The organism is Kordiimonas marina (genome assembly GCF_023006325.1).
GTDB classification, from domain to species: domain Bacteria; phylum Pseudomonadota; class Alphaproteobacteria; order Sphingomonadales; family Kordiimonadaceae; genus Kordiimonas; species Kordiimonas marina.
Map to the genome: position 1 here is coordinate 112,674 of NZ_JAINDF010000007.1, position 19,811 is coordinate 132,484.

Genomic DNA, 19,811 nt, shown 5'->3' on the forward strand with positions numbered 1-19,811 from the left:
ACAAAAAAAAGGTTGCAATCGGGGTAAAATGCGCGCATTTGCGCCTTCAGACGTAAGAGCGCACGTGCCACGACAAACCGTCATAGGGTTCGGACCGTACGGGTAACGACGCAAATCGTCCTTTGTTGATTGGCTGACTTCGGGAAGGGGTCGGCAGGATTGATTGAGGGGTTTGCCGGATGGTCCGCATGAGTAAAGTGCAGCGTGCGCTGCATCACATTTCATCCACCCAGATTGACATGGCAGAAAAGCATTTTCTGCCGCCCGAGATATTTGACTATTTCTCGGCCGTGCTGGAGCTGAGCCATAGCCCCGCGCATTCCTGAAACAGGATGCGCTGAGGCCGGGGAACCCCCGGCACCAATCTGGGCCCTGCAAACCGTGAAAGCGCAGGGCATTGTCCTTATCCTCCATTTGCAAGGACCACGACGATGAAGATTTTGGAGGCTTTTCAAGGCACTGATGTATCCCGCGCCGATGCGCTGGAAGGTCTGAAGTTTTATGGCAGCGCCGCCCGTGCGATCGACGGCGAAGACAGCAACGATGCCGTCCATATGCTGTTCCCCGAGAAGCTCGAGGCGGCGGCACATGAGTTCCTGACCGGCTTCCGGGGCGCGAGCCTCTATGCCGTCAAGGCCAACCCGCATCCGGCCGTGCTCAAGCTTTTGTGGCGCGCGGGCGTGCGCCGGTTTGATGTGGCATCACTGCGCGAGGTGGAATTGGTGTCCGACCTGCTGCCGGGCGCCGAGCTTTATTTCATGCATCCGGTCAAAAGCCGCCAGGCGATCCGCTTCGCTTACGGCCGCGGTGTGCGCGCTTTCTCCTTCGACAGCATGGATGAGCTCAACAAGATCGAGGCCGAAACCGGTGGCGCGTCCGACATCAGCCTGTTCCTGCGCCTTCAGGTCGAAGGCGGCGGGGCGGCTTATGCGCTCGGCGGAAAATTCGGCGCGACGCTGATGGAAGCGCCGCTTCTGCTCTCGCGCGCCCGTCGCATGGCGCAGAAAATCGGCGTCTGCTTCCATGTCGGCTCGCAGTGCATGCAGCCTGGGGCCTACCGCGAAGCGCTCGTGAAAGTATCCGCCATGCTGCAGGGTGCTGGCATCAGTCTCGATGTCATCGATGTCGGCGGTGGCTTCCCCGTACCCTACCCGGGCATGGAACCACCCGCGATGCAGGTCTATTTTGATGCCATTCATACGGCACTTGATGACTGCGGTTTCGCGGACACCGAAACCCTGTGCGAACCTGGCCGCGCGCTTGTCGCCAAAGCCGGGGCCGTTGCCGTGCGCGTGGAAATGCGCCGGGGCGATGACCTCTATCTCAATGACGGCACGTATGGCGCGCTCTTCGACGCCGGGGTGCCCGGCTGGCAGTTCCCGATGGCGGTCCATACCGCCGACGGGCGCAAGCTGGCGCTCGGCCAGACCGGGTTCCGCTTCTTCGGCCCGACCTGCGACAGCTGCGACAAGATGGAAGGCCCCTTCTTCCTGCCCGACGATATCGAGGAAGGCGACTGGATCGTCATCCAGCATCTGGGCGCGTATGGCTTCACCATGCAGACCCGGTTCAACGGCTTCTATTCCGAAGACTTGGTGGCGGTTGAGGACATCGCGGCCAGCAATGGAACAGTTATGTTTCCGGTCCCGATAGCAGTTTAACGCTTCCTTAGGGACAGAGAGGCAAAATCGGACACGGGCGGTGGAGACGATCTCTACCGCCCATTTTGCCGAACCAATTGCCAAACGCCCAGAATTCAGTAGTCTTGAAGCGATTGGCGGGGAAAAACAGGGGCTGTCGTGCAGACCATCACAGACCTTTGGCATCCGACCGTGCTGCTGTTTCTGGCGACGTTGTTTCTGCCGGTTGCGCTTTTCAGCAAACGTCACAGCCTGCGGCGGATCGACCAGGGCTATAACGCCATTATCCTCGGCAATGCCATCATCGCCGTGGCCGCTTTTCTCGATTATTTCGAAGAAATACCGGTCGGTCATGCCCTGGCTTTTCAACTGATCGGCAGCAAGTTCGACGGCATTGTCCTTCCCTACCTTTATGCCCCCGGCGTCATGCTGACCGCGTACGGTATCTATAAATGGCTGCCCGCCGTCCATCAGGTGAGCCATGAGATCGAGCGTCGCAAAACCGCCGAAGCCGAGTTGCGCACCCTGCTTGAAGAAGTCAACCTGCTCGCCCGCCAGGCCGAGGAAGCGAACCGGTCGAAAAGCGAATTTCTCGCCACCATGAGCCACGAACTGCGGACGCCGCTCAATGCCGTCATCGGCTTTACCGAAATGCTGCAGGCGGACATGTATACCGAGCCCGAAAAGCGAAATGAGTTCCTCGGCATTGTCGCGGACAGCGGCCGACACCTTCTGAATATCATCAATGACATTCTGGACCTGTCCCGGCTGGAAGCTGGCAAGATCGCCATCAATGCCGCACCGTTCCAATTGTGCCAACTGATGCAGGAGTGCGTTTCCTACACGGAACCGAGAATCCTGGAAAAGGGGCTCGGCATCGGGCTTGACTGTGATGTCGACGGGATGGTCTCGGACCGCAGGCTTCTCAAACAGATTCTCCTCAACCTGCTCTCGAACGCGGTCAAATTCACACCGAACGGCGGACATGTCGGTCTCACCGCCACGGGCACGGACAAAAATGTCGTCATCAAAGTCACCGACAGCGGCATCGGCATGACAGCGGAGGAAATCCGCCGCGCGATGGAACCCTTCGTCCAGATCGACAATTCGCTCGCGCGCGCCCATGAAGGCACCGGGCTTGGTCTGCCGCTGGTTGAACGCTTCACCACGCTTCTGGAAGGCCGGATGGAAATCTTTTCCGAAAAAGGTCAGGGCACGACCATCACCCTGACCATCCCGCGCACAGTCAGCACAGAAGCAGAAACACCCGGCGCCCTGATCTGAGAGCCTTCTAGGGCTCAGAAATCCGGTGCAACCTCAAAGGTGAGGCGGGCCCCTGTCACCGGGTGGGTGAGAACAAGCTCGGTGGCATGAAGCTGCAGCCGGGGCGCCATCGCCACCTGCTCGGGCGTGGCATAAAGCGTATCGCCAAGAATGGGGTGTCCTAGGCTTTGCATATGGACCCTCAGCTGGTGCGACCGCCCGGTGATGGGATGGAGCGACACACGGGTGCGGTCACCCAGGCGGTCCAGCACCCGGTAGCGTGTCACCGCCTTCTTGCCGGTCTCATGGTCGACAATATGCTTGGGCCGGTTGGGCCAGTCGACAATCAGCGGCAGGTCGATCTCACCCTCGTCCGTCTCGAGGTCACCGCCGACCACAGCGATATAGGTCTTCTCGGTCTGGCGTTCCTCGAACTGGCGGCTGATATGGCGGTGCGCCTCCATATTAAGCGCCATCACCATGATGCCGGAGGTCTCCATATCCAGCCGGTGAACGACCGTCGCGGTGCGGTGGTCCTTCTGCGTACGCCAGGCCAGGCTGTCCCGTTTCGCGCGCCCCCGCCCCGGCACGGACAACAGGCCGCTCGGCTTATTGAGCACGATCAGGTCATCGTCCTTATAGACGATATCCAGGAACGGCTCCTTGGGCGGATTATAGACAAGCTCGGTCATCGGCGGCGCGTCGCTTTCCTTATAAGACAGATGCTGCGCACATATCGGCGTTCGGCGCGCCAATGTCAAATGTCCTGCGCCGATTGCGCCCAGGGTAAAGTGTGATAGGGTGCGCGCGCATTCGCTTCATTCCTTCAAGGATAGTTCCATGACCGACGCCAAATCCCCCTTCATTGCCATTATCGGCGCCGGTCCCGCAGGCCTGATGGCGGCAGAAGCGCTCGCCGAAGCGGGATACACGCCGGTCCTCTATGACGCCATGCCGACACCCGCCCGCAAATTCCTGATGGCGGGCAAGTCCGGGCTCAATATCACCCACAGGGAAGCACTGGAGCCGTTCCTCAGCCGCTATGGTGACGCGGAAGAAAAAATCGCGCCCGCCGTCCTCGCCTTCACCCCCAAAGCCATCCGCGACTGGGCCGCAGGGCTGGGCACCGAAACCTTCGTCGGCAGCTCGGGCCGGGTGTTCCCAACCGTCTTCAAGGCGTCCCCGCTTCTGCGCGCCTGGCTTAAGCGGCTGGACACGCTCGGCGTGACGCTGATGACCCGCCACCGCTTCACCGGCTGGGACACGGACGGCGCGCTTGTGTTCGAGACCCCGGAAGGCCGGAAGACCGTGAAGGCCGACGCCACGCTGCTCGCGCTCGGCGGTGCCAGCTGGCCGCGCCTCGGCGCCGACGGCAGCTGGACCGAAGCGCTGGCGGCAAAAGGCGTCGACATCGCCCCCTTCCGGCCCGCCAATTGCGGCTTTGATGTCGCCTGGTCCGCATATTTCAAGGATCATTTCGAAGGCGAACCGGTTAAGGGCGCGGTGCTCCACGCCGGGGAACACAGCCTGAAGGGCGACTTTGTCATCACCCGGAACGGCATTGAAGGCAGCGCGGTTTATGCGCTTTCCGCCCCCCTGCGCGACCGGATCGAAGCCGACGGCCAGGCGGTCCTCACGCTTGACCTCCTGCCCGACCGCTCAGCCGAAATGCTGACCACGCAGCTGTTGAAGCCGCGCGGCAAACGCTCGCTCGCCACGCACCTCAAGAAGGCCGTGCATATCAGCGGCGTGAAGGCCGGGCTGTTGCGCGAATGCCTGCCGAAGGATGTGATGACGGACCCGATCCGCCTGGCCGCCGCCCTCAAGGCTGTGCCGGTCACGCTGACCGCGCCGCGCCCGGTTGAGGAGGCGATCAGCATCGCGGGCGGCATCCGCTTCGATGCGCTCGACGATCATCTGATGCTGCAAGCCATGCCCGGCACCTTTGCCGCCGGGGAGATGGTCGACTGGGAAGCACCGACCGGCGGCTATCTCCTGACCGCCTGTCTCGCTGAAGGGCGGCAAGCCGCGCGCGGCATTCTCAAATGGTTGCAGAGCCAGCACAACAACGCGCCTACGCCATAAAACCGCCATTGACGCCACGCACAAGAGGTTTAACAGTGATCCCGGCAACAAGCAGCCGAGGGAGACCCGATGTGAAATCCGTGACGCGATGGATATATGGCAGCTTGGTCAGTGCAGGTCTCAGTGCCGGCATGGCCATGAGTGTTCAAGCCGACCCTGTAACCGAAGACCCGGCAACCATCGACCGCGCCAACCCGCCCGGCATGATCGAACTGACTGTGCCGTCCCACGGCGCCCAGATGAACGGCCATCTCTATACCGCGAACGGCCCTGGCCCACACCCGACCGTGGTGATGCTGCACGGCTTTCCCGGCAATGAGAAAAACCTCGATCTCGCCCAGGCCCTCAGGCGCGCCGGGTTCAACACGCTCTATTTCCATTATCGCGGCGCCTGGGGCAGCGGCGGTAAATACAGCCTGCGCCATGTGCTTGAGGACGCGAACACGGCCGTCGCCTATGTCCGGGAAAAAGGCAAGGCCGGGCTCGACCGGATCGACCCCACCAGGATCAGCGTCGTCGGCCACAGCCTCGGCGGTTATGCCGCGCTGATGACCGGCGCGACCGACAAAGCCATCACCTGCACGGTCGCCATTGCCCCGGGGGATATCGTGCCCCTGGTCGCCACCGTTAAAAGCAAGGATGTGGTGGCAACGAATACCAACGAACCGGTGCCCGGGCTCGACGGCTATTCCTTCGGTGACCTGATCCGCGAAGCCCGGTCCGACACCGACTTTTTCGCGCTTGTCCCCAAAATGACCGGCTTCAAAGGGCGGCCGCTGATGATCATTTCCGGCGACAAGGACACTGTGGTACCCCTCAGCGTTCAGAAAGCCTCGGTGGATGCGGCAAAAGCCGCAGGCGCCAAGCCTTTCAAACGGCTTATCATGGATGCCGACCATGGTTTTTCCTGGCGCCGCATCGCCCTTGCCCGCGCTGTGGTGACCTGGATGGACGGCCATTGCCGCTGATTTAGTATTTTGTTTGGAACAAACCTATGACATCGATGTTTGCCCGCCTGACCCGCTTCCTGAGCCACAGTCTGGCACTTATCCTTTTTGCCTCGATTGCCCACGCGGCCACCCCGGCAGCAACCAACGACCCGGTCGCCGCGCTGCGGGCTGTGATGGCCTCACGGCTGGCCCTGATGCCTGCCGTCGCCGCTTATAAGTGGAACCATCACCTACCGGTGGAGGACATGACCCGGGAATCCGACCTCCTCGACAAGATGATCGCCACCGCCGAGAAAAACGGTTTCGATCATGATTATGCCATCACCATGATCAGCGCGCAGATCGAAGCCGGTAAGGCGATCCAGGACCGGCTGATCGACGGCTGGCGCTTCAACCAGGCAGGCACGCTTGAGAACGAACGCGACCTGAAGGCCGACCTCAGGCCCAAGATTACCAAGCTGACCGAGAAGTTCCTCATGGCGGTGAAAGCCGCCCGCCCGGCGCTGGCTTCCTGCAAGGCGCAGGAAGAATTGCGCGACCCGCCTGACGGGTTGGAGGATGATATCATGGCCTGGCGCATCGCGGCCGACGGCATTATCGACAGCACACCCTGCCGGTAAATACAGGATACAGAAAAGGGGCCCGATGGCCCCTTTTTCATGTCTCCCTCAGATGACTTCAGGCCTCATAGCCGAACGGGTCGTCGATGCTGTGGCTCGGCTCTGTGAACCATTTGGGGCCCTTGTCGGTCATGTAGAAATGATCCTCCAGCCGCACGCCGAATTCACCATAGATGCAGATCATCGGCTCGTTCGAGAAACACATGCCGGCCGCAAGCGGCGTGTCGACGCTTTTCACCAGATAGGGCCATTCATGGATATCGAGGCCGATGCCGTGCCCGGTGCGGTGCGGCAGGCCCGGAACGGCATAGCCGGGGCCGTAGCCTTCGCTTTCCAGATAGCTGCGCGCGGCGATATCGACATCGCCACAGCGTCTGCCCACGGCCGCGGCCTCAAACGCGGCCGCCTGCGCCGCTTTCTCATGGTTCCACACAGCGCGCTGCCGGGCGGACGGCGTGCCGTAAACATAGGTGCGGGTGATATCGGAGTTATAGCCCTGAAGCTGGCACCCGGTGTCGATGAGCACCATGTCGCCGTCCTGCAGGAGCTGGGGATTCTTCACCCCGTGCGGATAGGCCGTGGCCTCGCCGAACAGCACGATACAGAAATAGGAGCCGCCGGGCGCCCCGACAGCCTTGTGGGCTTCATGAATGAAGGCTGTGACTTCGGTGGTGCTGATACCGATCCGGAGGATACGCGCCGCCGCTTTATGGACCTCAAGCGTCATATCCTTGGCGCGCTGCATCAGCGCCAGTTCAGCGGCTGACTTGACCATGCGGCAGCCTGCGGTGACCGGCGTCGCGCTTGAAAAGCGAACGCCGGGGTTCGCGGTGGCGAGGCCGCCTGTCAGGAAATAGGGCGAGGCTTCATCAAGCCCGACACGGCCGTCCGTGATGCCCATGGCCTTCATCATGTCGCCGAACAGGGCATAGGGGTTTTCATGTTCCTGCCAGCCGTGAACCTCGCCTTCGATCAGCCAATAATCCTTGAGCGTGCTGATCTCGAACGCCGGGGCGATATAATGGACGGCACCTTCCGCGGGGATGACCGCGCCGACCATGCGCTCACTGGCGTGCCAGCGGGTACCGGTGAAATAATAGAGGTTGGTGCCGGCATTGACATAGATAGCCGACAGGCCCTCGGCGCGCATCAGGGCCTGCGCCTTTCTGATCCGGGCCTCAAACTCCACGCGGCCGATCGGCGCGATATCGCCGGTCATATCCTTGAGTGCCGCCAGTTCATGCTCCGGCGTGGAGCCGCCTACGCCAATGGTCATCTTGTGCCTCGTCCATTACTCAAATCAGGGTGTGCGGGGAGCCTATCACGCCCCGAACAGGGGACAAGGGTGTTGTGCGTAAGGACACAAAGAAGGTAGGCGGCCAAACCCTGCGGCCCCATGGAAACAGTTCTTGAGGCATAAGGCCCCGGTCAGTTGGAGGGCGCTTGATCCTCACCGCTCTCGAGCGGGATTTCGATCTCGGTTTCACCGGCTTCCAGCATATAGACGGTGGCGATCATCGCCAGCTTGCCCATGTCTTCGGTGATGTTGCCGACATCGCGGGCGTGCATATAGCCGCTGAGGAGCGACGCCGCCTGGGCGTGGGTCATTTTCACTTCGGCGAGGATGGCGGCCACAACCGGATAGTCCGCCTCCGGCACGTCGAACGTGCCATGGAGAAAGCGTTCGCCATCCTTGAGAACCGTCACACTGAGCTGATGAGCCATGAGGCCCCCTTCCGTCATACTGAATACCGGCTTTTCCGACAGGCGCCCCCCTTTGTCAAGGCAAGCGCCCATTTAAGGATTCTTAAGGCTTTTTCACCATACTCGCAGGCTTGTTATTTGCCGATAATCGCGCACACGCTTTATAAAATGCTGTCCTGATGCGCATGGTATGGTGACCTTCATGAGAAAATTTCTGCTCCCCTTGTTGTTTGCCCCCCTCGCCGTTGGCGTTGTCAGCCTTTCTGTCGCCCATGCCGATGCCATGTCGGACTGGACCAAGGCGGTTTCCAAACTTGTTGCCGCCAAGCAGGGCTATCCGCGCGCGGCCATCGCCCGCCAGCTTGAAGGCCGGGCCAAGGTACGGCTGACCGTCGCCGCCGACGGTACCATCAGCAATTATGAGATTATCGAACCCACGGGTAAGGGGCCGCTCGATCATGCGATCCCGAAACTGATCGGCCGCATCAACCCGCTGCCGAAACTGCCGGGCGGCAAGGCCGAGATGACCTTTATCCTGCCGCTGGCCTGGAGCCTGGATTAACCCAGCGCCTTTAGCGGGCTTTCCTCAGAAATCGAAAATCAGGCCGGCGTAGAAGCGGCGGCCCAGCACATCGAAATATTCCGGCATGGTATCGGCGACCGAGCCGTAGAAAATGCGCGGCGCCTTGCGGTCGAACAGGTTGCGGACCCCGGCATAAAGCGTCGCCCCGTCCCGGATCTCCCAGCGCGCCGACACATCATGGTACCAGATGGCCGGGATTTGAGCGTCCTTCAGGTCCTTGAACTGGTTGCTGCTGACCGACGCCCCGCGGTAGCGGATATCCCAATCCAGCGTCACATCCCCGCGCGTGAAACTGCTGCTGACCTGGAACCTGTTGCGCGGATATTTGGCTTCGCCGAGCGCGTCATAGACGGCCCCATCCGCGCTATACTGGAAATCCACCTGGGCGTTGCGCGTATAGCGGCCGGTCAGGGTGAAATAATCGAGGGGGAAATGGCGGGCGATGCTGCGGAAATCGAGCGAATATTGCAGGTCGACATCGACCCCCTCAATGGCGAAACGCCCGGAGTTGATCAGGCTGCTGGACACCGTCGTCAGTTCCCCCGTCCCCGAATCCCGCTGGATATAGGGCTCCCCCGTCGCCGGGTTGTTGCCGCAGTAGGGGTCCGAAAGACCGGCGCTGCCATAACAGCTGTTCAGGATCGTGCTTTCGCCCAGGTTGACGATGAAATTCTTCACCCGGATGCGGAAGGCATCGACCGAGAACCGCAAGGCCCCCGGGAAGTTCCGCCAGAACTGGCCGGTATCGACCGTGAAGCCGACCGTCAGGTTGGAAGCGTCTTCCGCTTTCAAATCCGGGTTGCCATAGCGCTGGACCCCAACACCAACCGCCCTTTCAACAACCCCGTCCGGGACGCCGAGCGGGCCGTCGCTCGCGCAATTTGCCGCCACCACATCGGACGCCGGGTTGGTGCAAGGGTCGGTAACCGGATAATAGGAGTTCGGCCCGCCGGCATAGAGCTCGGCGATATCCGGGGCGCGCTTGCCCTTCTGGTAGGAGGCCCGGAACATGACACCGGGCGTCGGTTCCCAATAGCTGCTGACATGCCAGATGGAGGTGGCCCCCACCGAGGAATAGTCCGACAGCCGCACGCCTGAGGATACGGTCAGTTCCTTCGCGAAGCGCACATCCTTCAGGATCGGCAGCGTGATATCGGTGAAGGCCTCCACAACGTGGAACTTGCCGTTCGAGCCTGGGAAGGTGAATGTCCCGGCCACCGGCCGTTTTATCAGCCCAGGGTCAGGCGTATCCGCCAGGCTTTCGCTGCGATATTCCAGCCCGACAGACACCGTGGAATCCCCCAAGGGGCCAAGCGTGAAAGGCCCCGATGCCACTGCGGACAATATATGCTCATCGGTATGGATCGACCGCTCGGCATCCTGCGCCCGGTAAAAGGCCGCCTGTTGCGGCGTGATCTTGTTCTCCCCGAACGGATTGATCAGACTGCACAGCGGAAAACTGGCACAGAGCGCCGGGTCCAGCGCGATCTTGTAATTCGCCAGATCCATCAGGCCGTCCCGCACTTCATGGACAGAATTCCGGCCATATTGATAGTAAGCGTCATAGCTCCAGTTGCCGGAGAAGGAGCCCTGAAGCCCCATCATCACCCGGTAGCTGCGCCGCTGGATATGCGTGCGCCTGGGGCCAAGTTCAACCGCCCGGCGTTCGACAAGAACCCCCGAAGCATCGGTGATGTTGTTATCGGCCAGATACTGCCGGATGACATCGGGCACGAAGGGGTTATCGAGCGGGACGGACACGAAGCCGCTTTGGTTCACCAGCCCGGTCCCGATCGTGAACGGCAGCGGCGCAAGCTGCGAAACAATCTCGGTATCGGCGAAGGATGTTTCCAGGATGAGCCGCCGGTCCGGCGTTATCTCATATTTGACGCTGAGGGTGCCGAAGATCCGGTCGATCGGCGTGACCAGCGTCGAATCCTTGGCATATTGGTAGCGTTGTTGCTTGTGCCCCGTATAGGGCTCCAGGCCGTGGCCGTCCTTGGTGAAATAGAAAAAATTTCCGGCATCGATGAGCGAGCCGTCGGCCCGGACAAAAGCGTCAAACCCACCCCGCGGCACCACGTTGCTGCGGGCGAAACCGCGGGTGAAGACGCCCTGGCCGTAAGGCTGCGGCACACCATTGAGGGCATAGCCGCTGGGGTCGGAGGTGACCTGCCGGTCGCTGAGGAACAGCCCGCCCTGACGGTCGATCGACATGCTCGCCATCACGTTGCCGCGGCCGCCGGCGAATTCGGTGCCATAGGTCAGCGTGCCCAGAAATTCGTTATGGTCACCCCGATCCGTCAGCCCGCCCTGCATCGAGATGCTGGTGCCGTCATACTTGTCGCGCATGACGAAATTGATGACACCGGCGAGCGCATCGCCGCCGTAGGAGGTGGCCGCCCCGCCCGTCAGCACTTCGACCCGGTCGATAAGCGACGCCGACACGGTGTTGAGGTCGACGCCATAAAGCGACAGGCTGCCACCGAAGGACGGCGTGTAGCGGCGGCCATTCACCAGCACCAGCGTCCGCTGGGTACCGAGACCGCGCAGGTCCGCAAGGTTGAAGCCCGCAGGCGTACCATAAAAGGCGGTGTTGGACGCCGTGATATCCGACAGCACAGACGGCATCTGAAACAGTTCATCAGCCACATTGACCGTGCCGCTGAAATGCAGCTTCTGGCCGTCGAGCGACGTGCTGGGGATGAATTTGGAATAAGGCGGGTTGGCTGTCCGGGTCGCCACGATCAGAAGCTCGTCGATCGGCGCGCCGACATCGGCGGTATAGGCGGGCGGGGCATCCGTCCCCGGCGCCGCATCGGCATCAGCGGTTTCAACCGTATCGGTTTTGGGTGCGGGCACGATGGTCAGGATGTTGCCGCCGACGTCCCTGATCCTGAGGCCGGTGCCAGCCAGAAGCCGTTCCAGCACTTCATGGACCGGATAGACGCCCTTGATTTCGGGCGCCGTACGGCCCGCCACGAGGCGGCTGTCAAACACGAGGCCGAGGCCGGTCAGCTCGGAATAGCGCAACAAGGCATCGGAAAGTGGGCAGGGCGGCAGGTCAAACTGCTGGCGCGCGGTGGCATAGCGAGAGACAGCCGCCTGCGCCGATGCGCTGAGGGCCGTTCCTAACACTGCTGCCGCTAACATCCGTCTGATGCTACGCCTCACCTGTCCGCCTTTCTTCTCTCCCGAAGGCTGCGTCTGATCCGTTTTAGCGATTTTGCTGTGCGTAAAGCAAGATCACACCATCGGACCGGCGAACGGCCATCAGCGAGAAGGCGGATTCGAGCGCATCAACCACGGCACCTTGATCGTTCACGGAGAAGGTTCCGGTCACAGGCAGGGTCCGCAGGTCGGAATCGGCAATCTCAAGCGGCGCTTTGAAATAACGGTTCAGGTCCTCCACCACATCGGCCAGCGGCGTCTGCTTGTAGCGGGCCTTGCCCTTGCGCCAGGCGAAAGCCCGGTCGGGGTCGAACGTCGCGACAGTGGCAGAATGGGTGGCGGCGGTATAGACGGCCTGCTCACCCGGGCGCAGAAGCGCCAGCTCCTGCGGCCGTGTGTTGTTGTTGTTTTCCTGCCGCTGGCTGACGGACACCAGCCCCGACAGCACGCTGATCAGGTTGGAGGAGGCCCCCATGCGCACGCTGAATTTGGTGCCAAGGTCCTGCACCTTGGTATCGCCCGCATAAACCAGGAAGGGATGCTTTTCGTCATGCTTGACCGAGAAGAAAGCTTCCCCGCGCTCGAGGGTTATCTCCCGGCGGCTGTCATTCACCATCACCGAAACCTTGGTATCGGTATTGAGCTGCATGACGCTGCCATCGGCGAGATAGACCGTGGTGCGCTGACCTTTCTGGGTTTCATACTGCGCCGGTTTGGGCACCTGCATCCAAAGCGTGGCACCGATAACCGCGACAGCCGCGAACCCGGCTGCGATGGCGGAAATGCCCATGAAACGGCGACGCCTTTTGTGGGCGTCGGTCGCGGCTTCAAGGTCACGGACCATTTCTTCCTCAAGCGCCTGTTCGCCAACGGCATCGAGGCTGTCGACCATATCCCACAGGCTGTCGGCCGAGCTTGCGTTCGCCTCATCCTCGTCACGCCAGCGGTCATACGCTGCCGTCTCCTCAACGGTCATGGTGCCGGACAGCATCCGCGCGACCCATCGGGTCGAGTGCGTATCCTTATCCTGATGTCCATTCATCGCCATCATGGTTCCAAGCCTTACTTCTCTCACCCTTTGCCCCGGCGGCCCCGCCGCGGCATCGGTAGAACTGTTGATGCTGATGTCCGTACAAGGCGCCCCCTCAGTCGCCGCAGTGCGTCCATCATATATTTTTCGACGGTGCTCTCAGACACCGACATTTCAACCGCTATGTCCCCGTAGGTCTTTCCCTCGAAGCGGTTCTTGATAAAGGCGGCCCGTGGCTTTTCCGGCAGCTGCCGGATCGCATCCACGAGCGCGTGAGCGTCCTGTTTCTGGCGCATCGCCTCTTCTGGTGTCGGCCCGTCCGCCACGATTTCCGACACCACATCGGCCACCGCGTCGTCCGCCGTCGTCACCTGGCGCTGCAACACCCGGCTCTGGCGTTTCAGCTCATTGATCGCCAGGTTGGCCGCTGTCTTGAACAGCAGCGCCTGCGGGTTCTCCACCCATTCGGTGCGCGCATACCGGTAGATGCGGATGTAAACATCCTGCGCCACATCGGCAGCGTCGGAGCTGTTGCCAAGCCTTTTGGCCAGCCAGTTGAGCAGGAGACTGTGGTGAGACTTGATCGCCTTTTCGACCTGCCGCACATTGGCCCGGTATTCCGGCTCCGGCAGCAGGCTGACATCACCATCTTCGTGGCTCTCATGCGTCAGGCCGTCAGCCTTGCCCGCAATCAGCCTGATATGTGGTGCTTGTCGAAACAAACAGATCCCTATCCGTTATCCTTACCCATCCCTCACCTGCACGGATTGCAGATAAAGGGCCCTACCCTTTGGTGATATGTCCGCACGGGCGAACACAGCAACAAAAAAAACATGAGGGACCGTGCGGGCAGGATTGTCTTAAGGTCGGAAACACACTTTGTGGTTTCTCTCATGTTTTTACCTTGGCAGCGGAGCGGGTTTTTACTTACTCCGGCTGCTTTTTTGTCTGAAAAGCCCAAATAATCCTTACATAAAGAAAAAGATTTTGCAAAATAAGCAAGATAATTGCTTTATTTTTCTATCCTTTCACCCAGTTGCAAATAAGCAACATTTCTTCCTAAACTTTGTTTTTTCCACATCCTATGCTTTAAACCATCATCCATGAACCCGGATTCTAAGCATTAAGTTATAAACCTTCGGATTAAGATCAGAGACTCGCCCCCACCGGCCAAACCCCTGGCCACCCCCCTGGCCAACCCCTGGCGCCGACCCTGGGCACGACTCATTCAGGGACCGCGCTTCTTTTGCCTTCCCCCGCCCCGCTGACGTATGCTGCTATGGATAAACGTCAGCCACCATACCGGACACTGTCAATGACCCTGAAAGCGCTATGAGAAGGCCCCCCCTGAAACACCGCCCGCTGACCGGCCTGATCCTCGCCGGCGGCAGAAGCAGCCGCATGGGCCATGACAAGGCGCTCCTGAGCTTTGAAGGCGAAACACTGCTCGCCCGCGCCGAACGGCTTTTGAAGGCAGTGGGTGCCGAACGGGTCGTCATCCTGGGCCGCCCGGACCACCCGTCAGGGGCCGTGGACAGCACCCCCTTCGCCGGACCGGCCGCCGCGGTGGCAGACTGGCTGCAAACACATCCCGACGCCGGGCAGGTGGTGGTTATCCCGGTCGACATGCCGGGGCTTAGAGCTGAGACCCTTACCCCACTGATTGCCGAGGGGGCCGCGGTCTATGCGGGCTTCCCCCTGCCCTTCACCGCCTTCGCCGCGGACAAGCCCCTGGGCTCCGTCGTCCGGGTCAGGGACCTTCTCTCCGCCCTTCAGGTGAAAACGGTCCCGGTGCCGCCCGGGCGGGCGGATGATTTCATCAATATCAACACCCCGGATGATCTTGCGGCGCTTGCGGAGGCCGGGGTGGCTCAGTCGGAAGAATAGGGCTGTTCCGGTGCCCAGGCGTCATGGCCGAGGCGCGGCTTCTTTTCGGCGGGGACCTTGAAGGTTTCCGCTTTCGCATCCTTCGACGAAATCAGGAAGGTGTTGACGATCGACTCATAGCGGCCGTTTTTCTTGATGGTATCGAGCGCCTTTTGCCAGGCGGCGATTTCCGTATCCGCCACATTGGGGGAGAAGGCGACATAACCTTCGTCGATCGACAGCACCACGGGCGTGCGCACCAGAATCCGGGACAGGACCGGATCATTCATGAACCAGGGGTAGCGGCTTTCCGGGATCAGGGAAACCCGGCGATAGCCCAGAAGGTGCACGCACGAATCGTTGCTGTTGGCGAGGAAGATATTGGTGAAGCCCTTGTCCCGCAGGTTCTGTTCCAGGTTGTTGCCGCGGAGAACGCAGATCGACGGCACCTTCTTGGCGTCCTCGATCGAGCGCACGCCGGTCGGCGCGTCGATATGCTCATAAAAATAGGTCGGGAACACGCTGATCGGGCCGACCCATTTGAAGCGGCCGATCCTGTCACGGTTCTTGATGATGTTGAAAAGCGCGAAGTTTTTCTCACGCCCGACCAGGAACAGCCCCCGGCTTAAGGGCACCTCCTCGATCCGGCTGACGGCACCGCGCGCCTGCATCATCGCCATCACCACCTCGACATAGAAAGCCCGGCGGCCGGTATGCGGTTTTCCGCGCAGCATGCCGCCCGAACTGATGTAGGTGGAGTTGTTCAGGGAATGGGTCAGAAACTTGACCTCGGCCCGTGCAGCACCCCCTGCCGCCAAAACAAGCGACAGTAAAGCCAGGACCAGGGACCGTCTCTGCATGCCATCCTCCCCAGGGACTTCCTCTGGCTCCAGTCTACGAAACAAAAGTTTACAAACATTCACCACACCTGTGCGGCAGTGCAACAGTTGGCGGAAATCGTACAGAATCCCTCGATTCCACTGGACTCCGGCCAAAGCTGATTTATTGTTAATTTTGCAAGGGTGGTGGCAGGGGTTGCCGCTCACTGGACTTGCGGACTGCGACTGCTCTGACTTGGTTTGAACTGGTAACAACACCCGTGACCATTCATGACTTCGCTACTTAAGGGAGCCCTACAATGGCAAACGGTACCGTAAAATGGTTCAACACCACCAAAGGCTATGGTTTCATCAAGCCGGAAGAAGGCGGCGATGACATCTTCGTGCACATCTCGGCTCTTCAGCGCGCTGGTCTCGAAACCCTGGCTGATAACCAGGAAGTTACCTACGAACTCGTAGAAGACCGCCGTGGCCGCATGTCGGCTGGTAACATCGCGCTGCGCTAAGCTGCTGCGCGCCGGGTAGTAACCCTGGCCTTTCAGACGCAGTAGGGGCGGTTTTCCGCCCCTATATTTTTGGCTGGGACATTTCCTGGCCGTCCGCAAACCACCCCGAAACCCCGTCTCCAGTATGCCACGGACACAGCGACCTTGCCTTAAGGCCCTGGCCTCCGTTACATAAGATCCACCAATAAAGAGCCGGAAACCGGCAATATAATGGGGAACAATCATGTCTAAATTCACGCTTGGCATCGCGGCAGCCGCCCTGATGGCCATGACGGGCCAGCCTCTGGCGCCCGCAGCACAGGCTGCAGACCATGCCGCCGCCGCGCACAAGGAAAGCTACGACATCAAGGCGCAGCGCGCCAAGATCGCCCGCATCGACATGCCGGTCGACACCAGCTTCCTGAGCGCCGAACAAAAAGCCGTCGTTAACAAGCTTATCCAGGCGTCGAACCTGATGTCGGAGATCTACCTGCGCCAGCGCAGCGCGGAAAACCCGAAAATCCGGGAAGAGATCGCCAATTCCAATCGGCCGGACAAGAAAATCCTGCTCGACATGTTCGACCTGCATTTCGGCCCGTGGGACACCATCGACGGCGGTCACCCCTTCTTCGGCACCAAGCGTGAGCCGGTCGGCGCGGGCTTCTACCCCGAGGACATGACCAAAGCCGAGTTTGAACACTGGATCAAGGCGCACCCTGAAGACAAGGAGGCTTTCACCAGCCTCTATACCGTGATCCGCCGCGACGGCGACAAGCTGGTCGCCATCCCCTATCACATCTATTACCGCCAGTGGCTGGAGCCCGCGGCCAAGCTTCTGAAGGAAGCCGCCGCCATCACCAAGAACCCGAGCCTGAAGACGTTCCTGTCCGAGCGCGCCGATGCCTTCCTGACCGACGATTATTTCAAGTCGGAACTGGCCTGGATGGACCTGAAGGACACGCCGATCGAAGTCGCCATCGGCCCGTATGAGGTCTATACCGACGGCCTCTATGGCTATAAGGCCGCGTTCGAATCCTTCGTCACCATCAAGAACCCGGAAGAAAGCGCCGCCGTCGCCCGCTACAAAAAGTATCTGCGCGACATGGAAGGCAACCTGCCGGTGCCGGATACTTACAAGAACTTCAAGCGCGGGTTCGCAAGCCCCATCGCCGTGACCTACCAGGTCCATGGTGGCGGCGATAACGTGCCGGGCGTGCAGACCATCGCCTTCAACCTGCCGAACGACGAACGCGTGCGCGAAGCCAAGGGTGCCAAGAAGGTGCTTCTGAACAACGTGCTCGACGCCAAGTTCAAGCTGATCCTGTCGCCGATGGCCTCGCACATCCTGGTGCCCGCGCAGATGAAATATCTGAAGGCCAAATATATGGGCCTCGAGACCCTGTTCCACGAGCTGAGCCACAGCCTGGGCCCGGGCACCATCATGAAGAACGGCGTCAAGACCACGGTCAACGCCGAACTGAAGGAACTGGCGAGCGGCCTTGAAGAAGGCAAAGCCGACGTCATGGGCGCCTATAACATCCTGTTCCTGATGAAAAAGGGCGAGCTGCCGATGGCCGAGCGCGACAATCTGCTCGCCACCTATTTCACCGGCCTGTTCCGCTCCATCCGCTTCGGCATCGATGAAGCGCACGGCCAGGGGGCGGCGTTCCAGCTCAGCTACTTCAAGGAGCATGGCGCCTATTCGGTCGACCCGAAAACCGGCCTCTATAAGGTCAATTTCGACAAGATGGAAAAAGCCATTACCGACCTGGTGCATGACATTGTTATCCTGCAGGGCAATGGTGATTATGACGGCGTGAAAGCCTTCCTCGCCAAATATGCCCACCTGGATGCGTCCGAGCGCGCCGCGATTGCGCGCACCGGCAAAATCCCGGTCGATATCCAGCCGGTCTATCCTGAGAAGCTTTAAGAAAGCCGGCCATAGACACACGAAGGGCGCCCCAACCGGCGCCCTTTTCATTCCCCAGGCCAGGCCTAAACTGGAAACGGCGTCAGATCGAACCTTTCAAGGTCGACATAGCTGAGGTCATTGATGCGGGAGAAGCGCTTAGCCGCCAGATCCTCCGCATGGCCAAGTTCATCACGGGGCGTCCAATGCACGGTGCCAATGACGGCGCCGGGGTCGCCCGCACGGGTCCTGAGCGGCAGATACAGCACTTCATATTGTGCCATCTCGTTGCGGTTGCCCTGGATGATCCGGTCGCTGAAGCCGCCTTTTTCCCCGGCGAGGATGGGCGCGAAAAACTGCTGATACATCGGCTTGGCCGCCTGTTCGTAAAAGCCGTACATATTGGTGCCGCCAAGGTTATGGCCCAGCTTTTCATCAATAATGGTGGCGGACAGAACCACCGTCAGGTCTTCCGGACCCCGGCTTTCCGCCAGGAAGGTCCAGCGCAGGAAGGACACCAGTTCAGCAGGCTTCAGCTCGGCCCGGGACGGCAGCGCGCCACCGAGCTCATTCCGCTTCTGTTGCCAGAAGGCGATGATATCCCGGAACTGCGGGATCGTTTGAAGCCGCTCTGCCCCAATGTCATCCGTCACACATTTCTCCCACGCCATTGCACAACATGATCGCCGCTCACTGGCTGAAAATCAACCTGCCGCATCCCCTCCTCGGTTACCATCAAAGCCCCCGCCCCCGCACCCTGACAAGCAGGAACAACCGGTCGATCTGCTCACCGTCTTCAGACAGCGGGATATAGAGGATATTGACCTGCAAATGGTTCTTCTTGCTCGAAAGCGCCTTCGCAATCGCCACGATCGGCCGCCTGCGGTCGATGCAGGTCTGGCCGGAGATGAAAATCCGCTGCGCCACTTCGGGCGCCGGATGTTCCCGCACGCTCTTGCCGGTCATCTCGCCGTAGAAGCTGGCGACTTCGGTGCCAATGAGCTGGACAACAATGTCCTTGAGGGTCCCGTCTTCACCATATAGGGCGCGGTGAATACAGATATCCGGCAGGAAAGCCTTCAGCTTGGCCGGGTCGACATCGGCGCGCTTCGGCAAACGTTTGCCTTCGGTGCGGGCCTCGAAATAGCTGAGAAGGGTATCAATTTCCCGGTCGTCCCGGCGCAGGTCTTCCGCATCGAAAATGCTGAAGTCTGGCAAATCCAGACCCGCCCGGCCGGGTTCGGCGCTCAGGCGATTGAAAGGCGACAGGGTCATAAGCGGGCCATCCTTTCCATGGCCCTTAACTATACCACCAGATCAGCCCCCTGTCGCCCGGAAGCGACCGTGAGCAATCATTTCAACTATGCGGTTTATCGCGCCGATTGACCGCCTCGACGGATTTTTCATTGACCCGGCCCCGGGAGGCGCTGACCATACAAAAAGGCGGCACCGCTCACTCAGCCTGCGGAATAAGGCTTTAGACAATAGAAAACGGCGCCGGGGCTTGGTATCCGGCGCCGTTTCCATTCACAGGGTATCTGAGAGTGTCCCCCGTAGGTGCCCGGGAGCCATCCGGGGCAGAAAAAGAGGGACATGTCTCCCCCATCGAAGACACGCCCCAAATTTGCCGATCACCAGTCGACTGGCATCAGAGTGCCACGGGGTC

19 protein-coding genes are annotated in these 19,811 nt (G+C 60.5%); 10 read left to right on the forward strand and 9 right to left on the reverse strand.

Annotation, left to right across the window (positions count from 1 at the left end; translation table 11 throughout):
- Positions 1-188 precede the first annotated feature (188 nt).
- The 3 genes from K6118_RS15730 to K6118_RS15740 all read left to right on the forward strand — a co-directional run bounded on the left by K6118_RS15730 (position 189) and on the right by K6118_RS15740 (position 2,924).
- On the forward strand, positions 189-326 hold the full coding sequence (locus K6118_RS15730; protein WP_247121440.1) for a hypothetical protein: 138 nt from the start codon (positions 189-191) through the stop codon (positions 324-326).
- 105 nt (positions 327-431) lie between these two features.
- The gene (locus K6118_RS15735) at positions 432-1,661 is read left to right on the forward strand and encodes a type III PLP-dependent enzyme (RefSeq protein WP_247121441.1); all 1,230 of its coding nucleotides are present in this window, start codon (positions 432-434) and stop codon (positions 1,659-1,661) included.
- A gap of 138 nt (positions 1,662-1,799) precedes the next feature.
- Positions 1,800-2,924: a sensor histidine kinase gene (locus tag K6118_RS15740; protein WP_247121442.1), complete on the forward strand. Its 1,125-nt coding sequence runs from the start codon at positions 1,800-1,802 to the stop codon at positions 2,922-2,924.
- A 14-nt stretch (positions 2,925-2,938) separates the two neighbouring features.
- On the opposite strand, the gene K6118_RS15745 is transcribed toward K6118_RS15740, so the two are convergent.
- Complete coding sequence (locus tag K6118_RS15745; RefSeq protein ID WP_247121443.1) at positions 2,939-3,595, reverse strand: RluA family pseudouridine synthase; 657 nt, start codon at positions 3,593-3,595, stop codon at positions 2,939-2,941.
- A 148-nt stretch (positions 3,596-3,743) separates the two neighbouring features.
- Here K6118_RS15745 and K6118_RS15750 point away from each other — a divergent pair, with 148 nt between their 5' ends.
- From K6118_RS15750 to aroQ, 3 genes are all read left to right on the forward strand, one after another.
- Entirely contained in the window at positions 3,744-4,988 is a 1,245-nt protein-coding gene (locus tag K6118_RS15750; RefSeq protein WP_247121444.1) for a TIGR03862 family flavoprotein, read from the forward strand.
- Positions 4,989-5,125: 137 nt separating this feature from the next.
- The gene (locus K6118_RS15755) at positions 5,126-5,956 is read left to right on the forward strand and encodes an alpha/beta hydrolase family protein (protein WP_247121445.1); all 831 of its coding nucleotides are present in this window, start codon (positions 5,126-5,128) and stop codon (positions 5,954-5,956) included.
- A 26-nt stretch (positions 5,957-5,982) separates the two neighbouring features.
- The gene (aroQ, locus tag K6118_RS15760) at positions 5,983-6,558 is read left to right on the forward strand and encodes a gamma subclass chorismate mutase AroQ (RefSeq protein WP_247121446.1); all 576 of its coding nucleotides are present in this window, start codon (positions 5,983-5,985) and stop codon (positions 6,556-6,558) included.
- 58 nt (positions 6,559-6,616) lie between these two features.
- Here aroQ and K6118_RS15765 read toward each other — a convergent pair whose 3' ends face one another.
- Both K6118_RS15765 and K6118_RS15770 read right to left on the reverse strand, forming a co-directional pair.
- Positions 6,617-7,834, reverse strand: a complete 1,218-nt coding sequence (locus K6118_RS15765) for a M24 family metallopeptidase (protein WP_247121447.1) — start codon at positions 7,832-7,834, stop codon at positions 6,617-6,619.
- Between the two features lie 152 nt (positions 7,835-7,986).
- Complete coding sequence (locus K6118_RS15770) at positions 7,987-8,283, reverse strand: hypothetical protein (RefSeq protein ID WP_247121448.1); 297 nt, start codon at positions 8,281-8,283, stop codon at positions 7,987-7,989.
- Between the two features lie 181 nt (positions 8,284-8,464).
- On the opposite strand from K6118_RS15770, the gene K6118_RS15775 reads away from it, so the two are divergent.
- The gene (locus K6118_RS15775; protein ID WP_247121449.1) at positions 8,465-8,824 is read left to right on the forward strand and encodes an energy transducer TonB; all 360 of its coding nucleotides are present in this window, start codon (positions 8,465-8,467) and stop codon (positions 8,822-8,824) included.
- A gap of 24 nt (positions 8,825-8,848) precedes the next feature.
- On the opposite strand, the gene K6118_RS15780 is transcribed toward K6118_RS15775, so the two are convergent.
- From K6118_RS15780 to K6118_RS15790, 3 genes are all read right to left on the reverse strand, one after another.
- Complete coding sequence (locus K6118_RS15780) at positions 8,849-11,998, reverse strand: TonB-dependent receptor (RefSeq protein WP_247121450.1); 3,150 nt, start codon at positions 11,996-11,998, stop codon at positions 8,849-8,851.
- A gap of 64 nt (positions 11,999-12,062) precedes the next feature.
- Positions 12,063-13,067 (reverse strand): FecR family protein, encoded by a 1,005-nt coding sequence (locus tag K6118_RS15785; protein ID WP_247121451.1) that lies wholly within the window; start codon positions 13,065-13,067, stop codon positions 12,063-12,065.
- Positions 13,068-13,087: 20 nt separating this feature from the next.
- Positions 13,088-13,768 carry an RNA polymerase sigma factor gene (locus K6118_RS15790; RefSeq protein ID WP_247121452.1) on the reverse strand — a complete coding sequence of 227 codons (681 nt, stop codon included), beginning with the start codon at positions 13,766-13,768 and terminating at the stop codon, positions 13,088-13,090.
- 610 nt (positions 13,769-14,378) lie between these two features.
- Here K6118_RS15790 and mobA point away from each other — a divergent pair.
- Positions 14,379-14,933 (forward strand): molybdenum cofactor guanylyltransferase, encoded by a 555-nt coding sequence (gene mobA / locus K6118_RS15795; protein ID WP_247121453.1) that lies wholly within the window; start codon positions 14,379-14,381, stop codon positions 14,931-14,933.
- Here the strand turns inward: mobA and K6118_RS15800 are convergent.
- Entirely contained in the window at positions 14,918-15,772 is an 855-nt protein-coding gene (locus K6118_RS15800; protein WP_247121454.1) for a hypothetical protein, read from the reverse strand. The two genes, mobA and K6118_RS15800, sit on opposite strands and share 16 nt — an antisense overlap.
- A 278-nt stretch (positions 15,773-16,050) precedes the next feature.
- Between K6118_RS15800 and K6118_RS15805 the strand changes: the two genes are divergently transcribed.
- Both K6118_RS15805 and K6118_RS15810 read left to right on the forward strand, forming a co-directional pair.
- The gene (locus tag K6118_RS15805; protein ID WP_247121455.1) at positions 16,051-16,257 is read left to right on the forward strand and encodes a cold-shock protein; all 207 of its coding nucleotides are present in this window, start codon (positions 16,051-16,053) and stop codon (positions 16,255-16,257) included.
- 223 nt (positions 16,258-16,480) lie between these two features.
- A complete protein-coding gene (locus tag K6118_RS15810) occupies positions 16,481-18,166 on the forward strand; it encodes a dipeptidyl-peptidase 3 family protein (RefSeq protein WP_247121456.1) in 1,686 nt (561 codons plus the stop codon).
- A 65-nt stretch (positions 18,167-18,231) separates the two neighbouring features.
- Here K6118_RS15810 and K6118_RS15815 read toward each other — a convergent pair whose 3' ends face one another.
- Both K6118_RS15815 and K6118_RS15820 read right to left on the reverse strand, forming a co-directional pair.
- Positions 18,232-18,798, reverse strand: a complete 567-nt coding sequence (locus K6118_RS15815; protein WP_247121457.1) for a PAS domain-containing protein — start codon at positions 18,796-18,798, stop codon at positions 18,232-18,234.
- 82 nt (positions 18,799-18,880) lie between these two features.
- On the reverse strand, positions 18,881-19,420 hold the full coding sequence (locus K6118_RS15820) for a PAS domain-containing protein (RefSeq protein WP_247121458.1): 540 nt from the start codon (positions 19,418-19,420) through the stop codon (positions 18,881-18,883).
- Between the last annotated feature and the right edge of the window lie 391 nt (positions 19,421-19,811).

Bases quoted from the DNA above. Each gene is read 5' to 3' on its own strand.
- K6118_RS15730 (WP_247121440.1), top strand. From the start codon at position 189: ATGAGTAAAGTGCAGCGTGCGCTGCATCACATTTCATCCACCCAGATT.
- K6118_RS15735 (WP_247121441.1), top strand. From the start codon at position 432: ATGAAGATTTTGGAGGCTTTTCAAGGCACTGATGTATCCCGCGCCGAT.
- K6118_RS15745 (WP_247121443.1), bottom strand. From the start codon at position 3,595: ATGACCGAGCTTGTCTATAATCCGCCCAAGGAGCCGTTCCTGGATATC.
- K6118_RS15750 (WP_247121444.1), top strand. From the start codon at position 3,744: ATGACCGACGCCAAATCCCCCTTCATTGCCATTATCGGCGCCGGTCCC.
- K6118_RS15755 (WP_247121445.1), top strand. From the start codon at position 5,126: ATGAGTGTTCAAGCCGACCCTGTAACCGAAGACCCGGCAACCATCGAC.
- aroQ (WP_247121446.1), top strand. From the start codon at position 5,983: ATGACATCGATGTTTGCCCGCCTGACCCGCTTCCTGAGCCACAGTCTG.
- K6118_RS15765 (WP_247121447.1), bottom strand. From the start codon at position 7,834: ATGACCATTGGCGTAGGCGGCTCCACGCCGGAGCATGAACTGGCGGCA.
- K6118_RS15770 (WP_247121448.1), bottom strand. From the start codon at position 8,283: ATGGCTCATCAGCTCAGTGTGACGGTTCTCAAGGATGGCGAACGCTTT.
- K6118_RS15775 (WP_247121449.1), top strand. From the start codon at position 8,465: ATGAGAAAATTTCTGCTCCCCTTGTTGTTTGCCCCCCTCGCCGTTGGC.
- K6118_RS15780 (WP_247121450.1), bottom strand. From the start codon at position 11,998: ATGTTAGCGGCAGCAGTGTTAGGAACGGCCCTCAGCGCATCGGCGCAG.
- K6118_RS15785 (WP_247121451.1), bottom strand. From the start codon at position 13,067: ATGATGGCGATGAATGGACATCAGGATAAGGATACGCACTCGACCCGA.
- mobA (WP_247121453.1), top strand. From the start codon at position 14,379: ATGAGAAGGCCCCCCCTGAAACACCGCCCGCTGACCGGCCTGATCCTC.
- K6118_RS15800 (WP_247121454.1), bottom strand. From the start codon at position 15,772: ATGCAGAGACGGTCCCTGGTCCTGGCTTTACTGTCGCTTGTTTTGGCG.
- K6118_RS15805 (WP_247121455.1), top strand. From the start codon at position 16,051: ATGGCAAACGGTACCGTAAAATGGTTCAACACCACCAAAGGCTATGGT.
- K6118_RS15810 (WP_247121456.1), top strand. From the start codon at position 16,481: ATGTCTAAATTCACGCTTGGCATCGCGGCAGCCGCCCTGATGGCCATG.
- K6118_RS15820 (WP_247121458.1), bottom strand. From the start codon at position 19,420: ATGACCCTGTCGCCTTTCAATCGCCTGAGCGCCGAACCCGGCCGGGCG.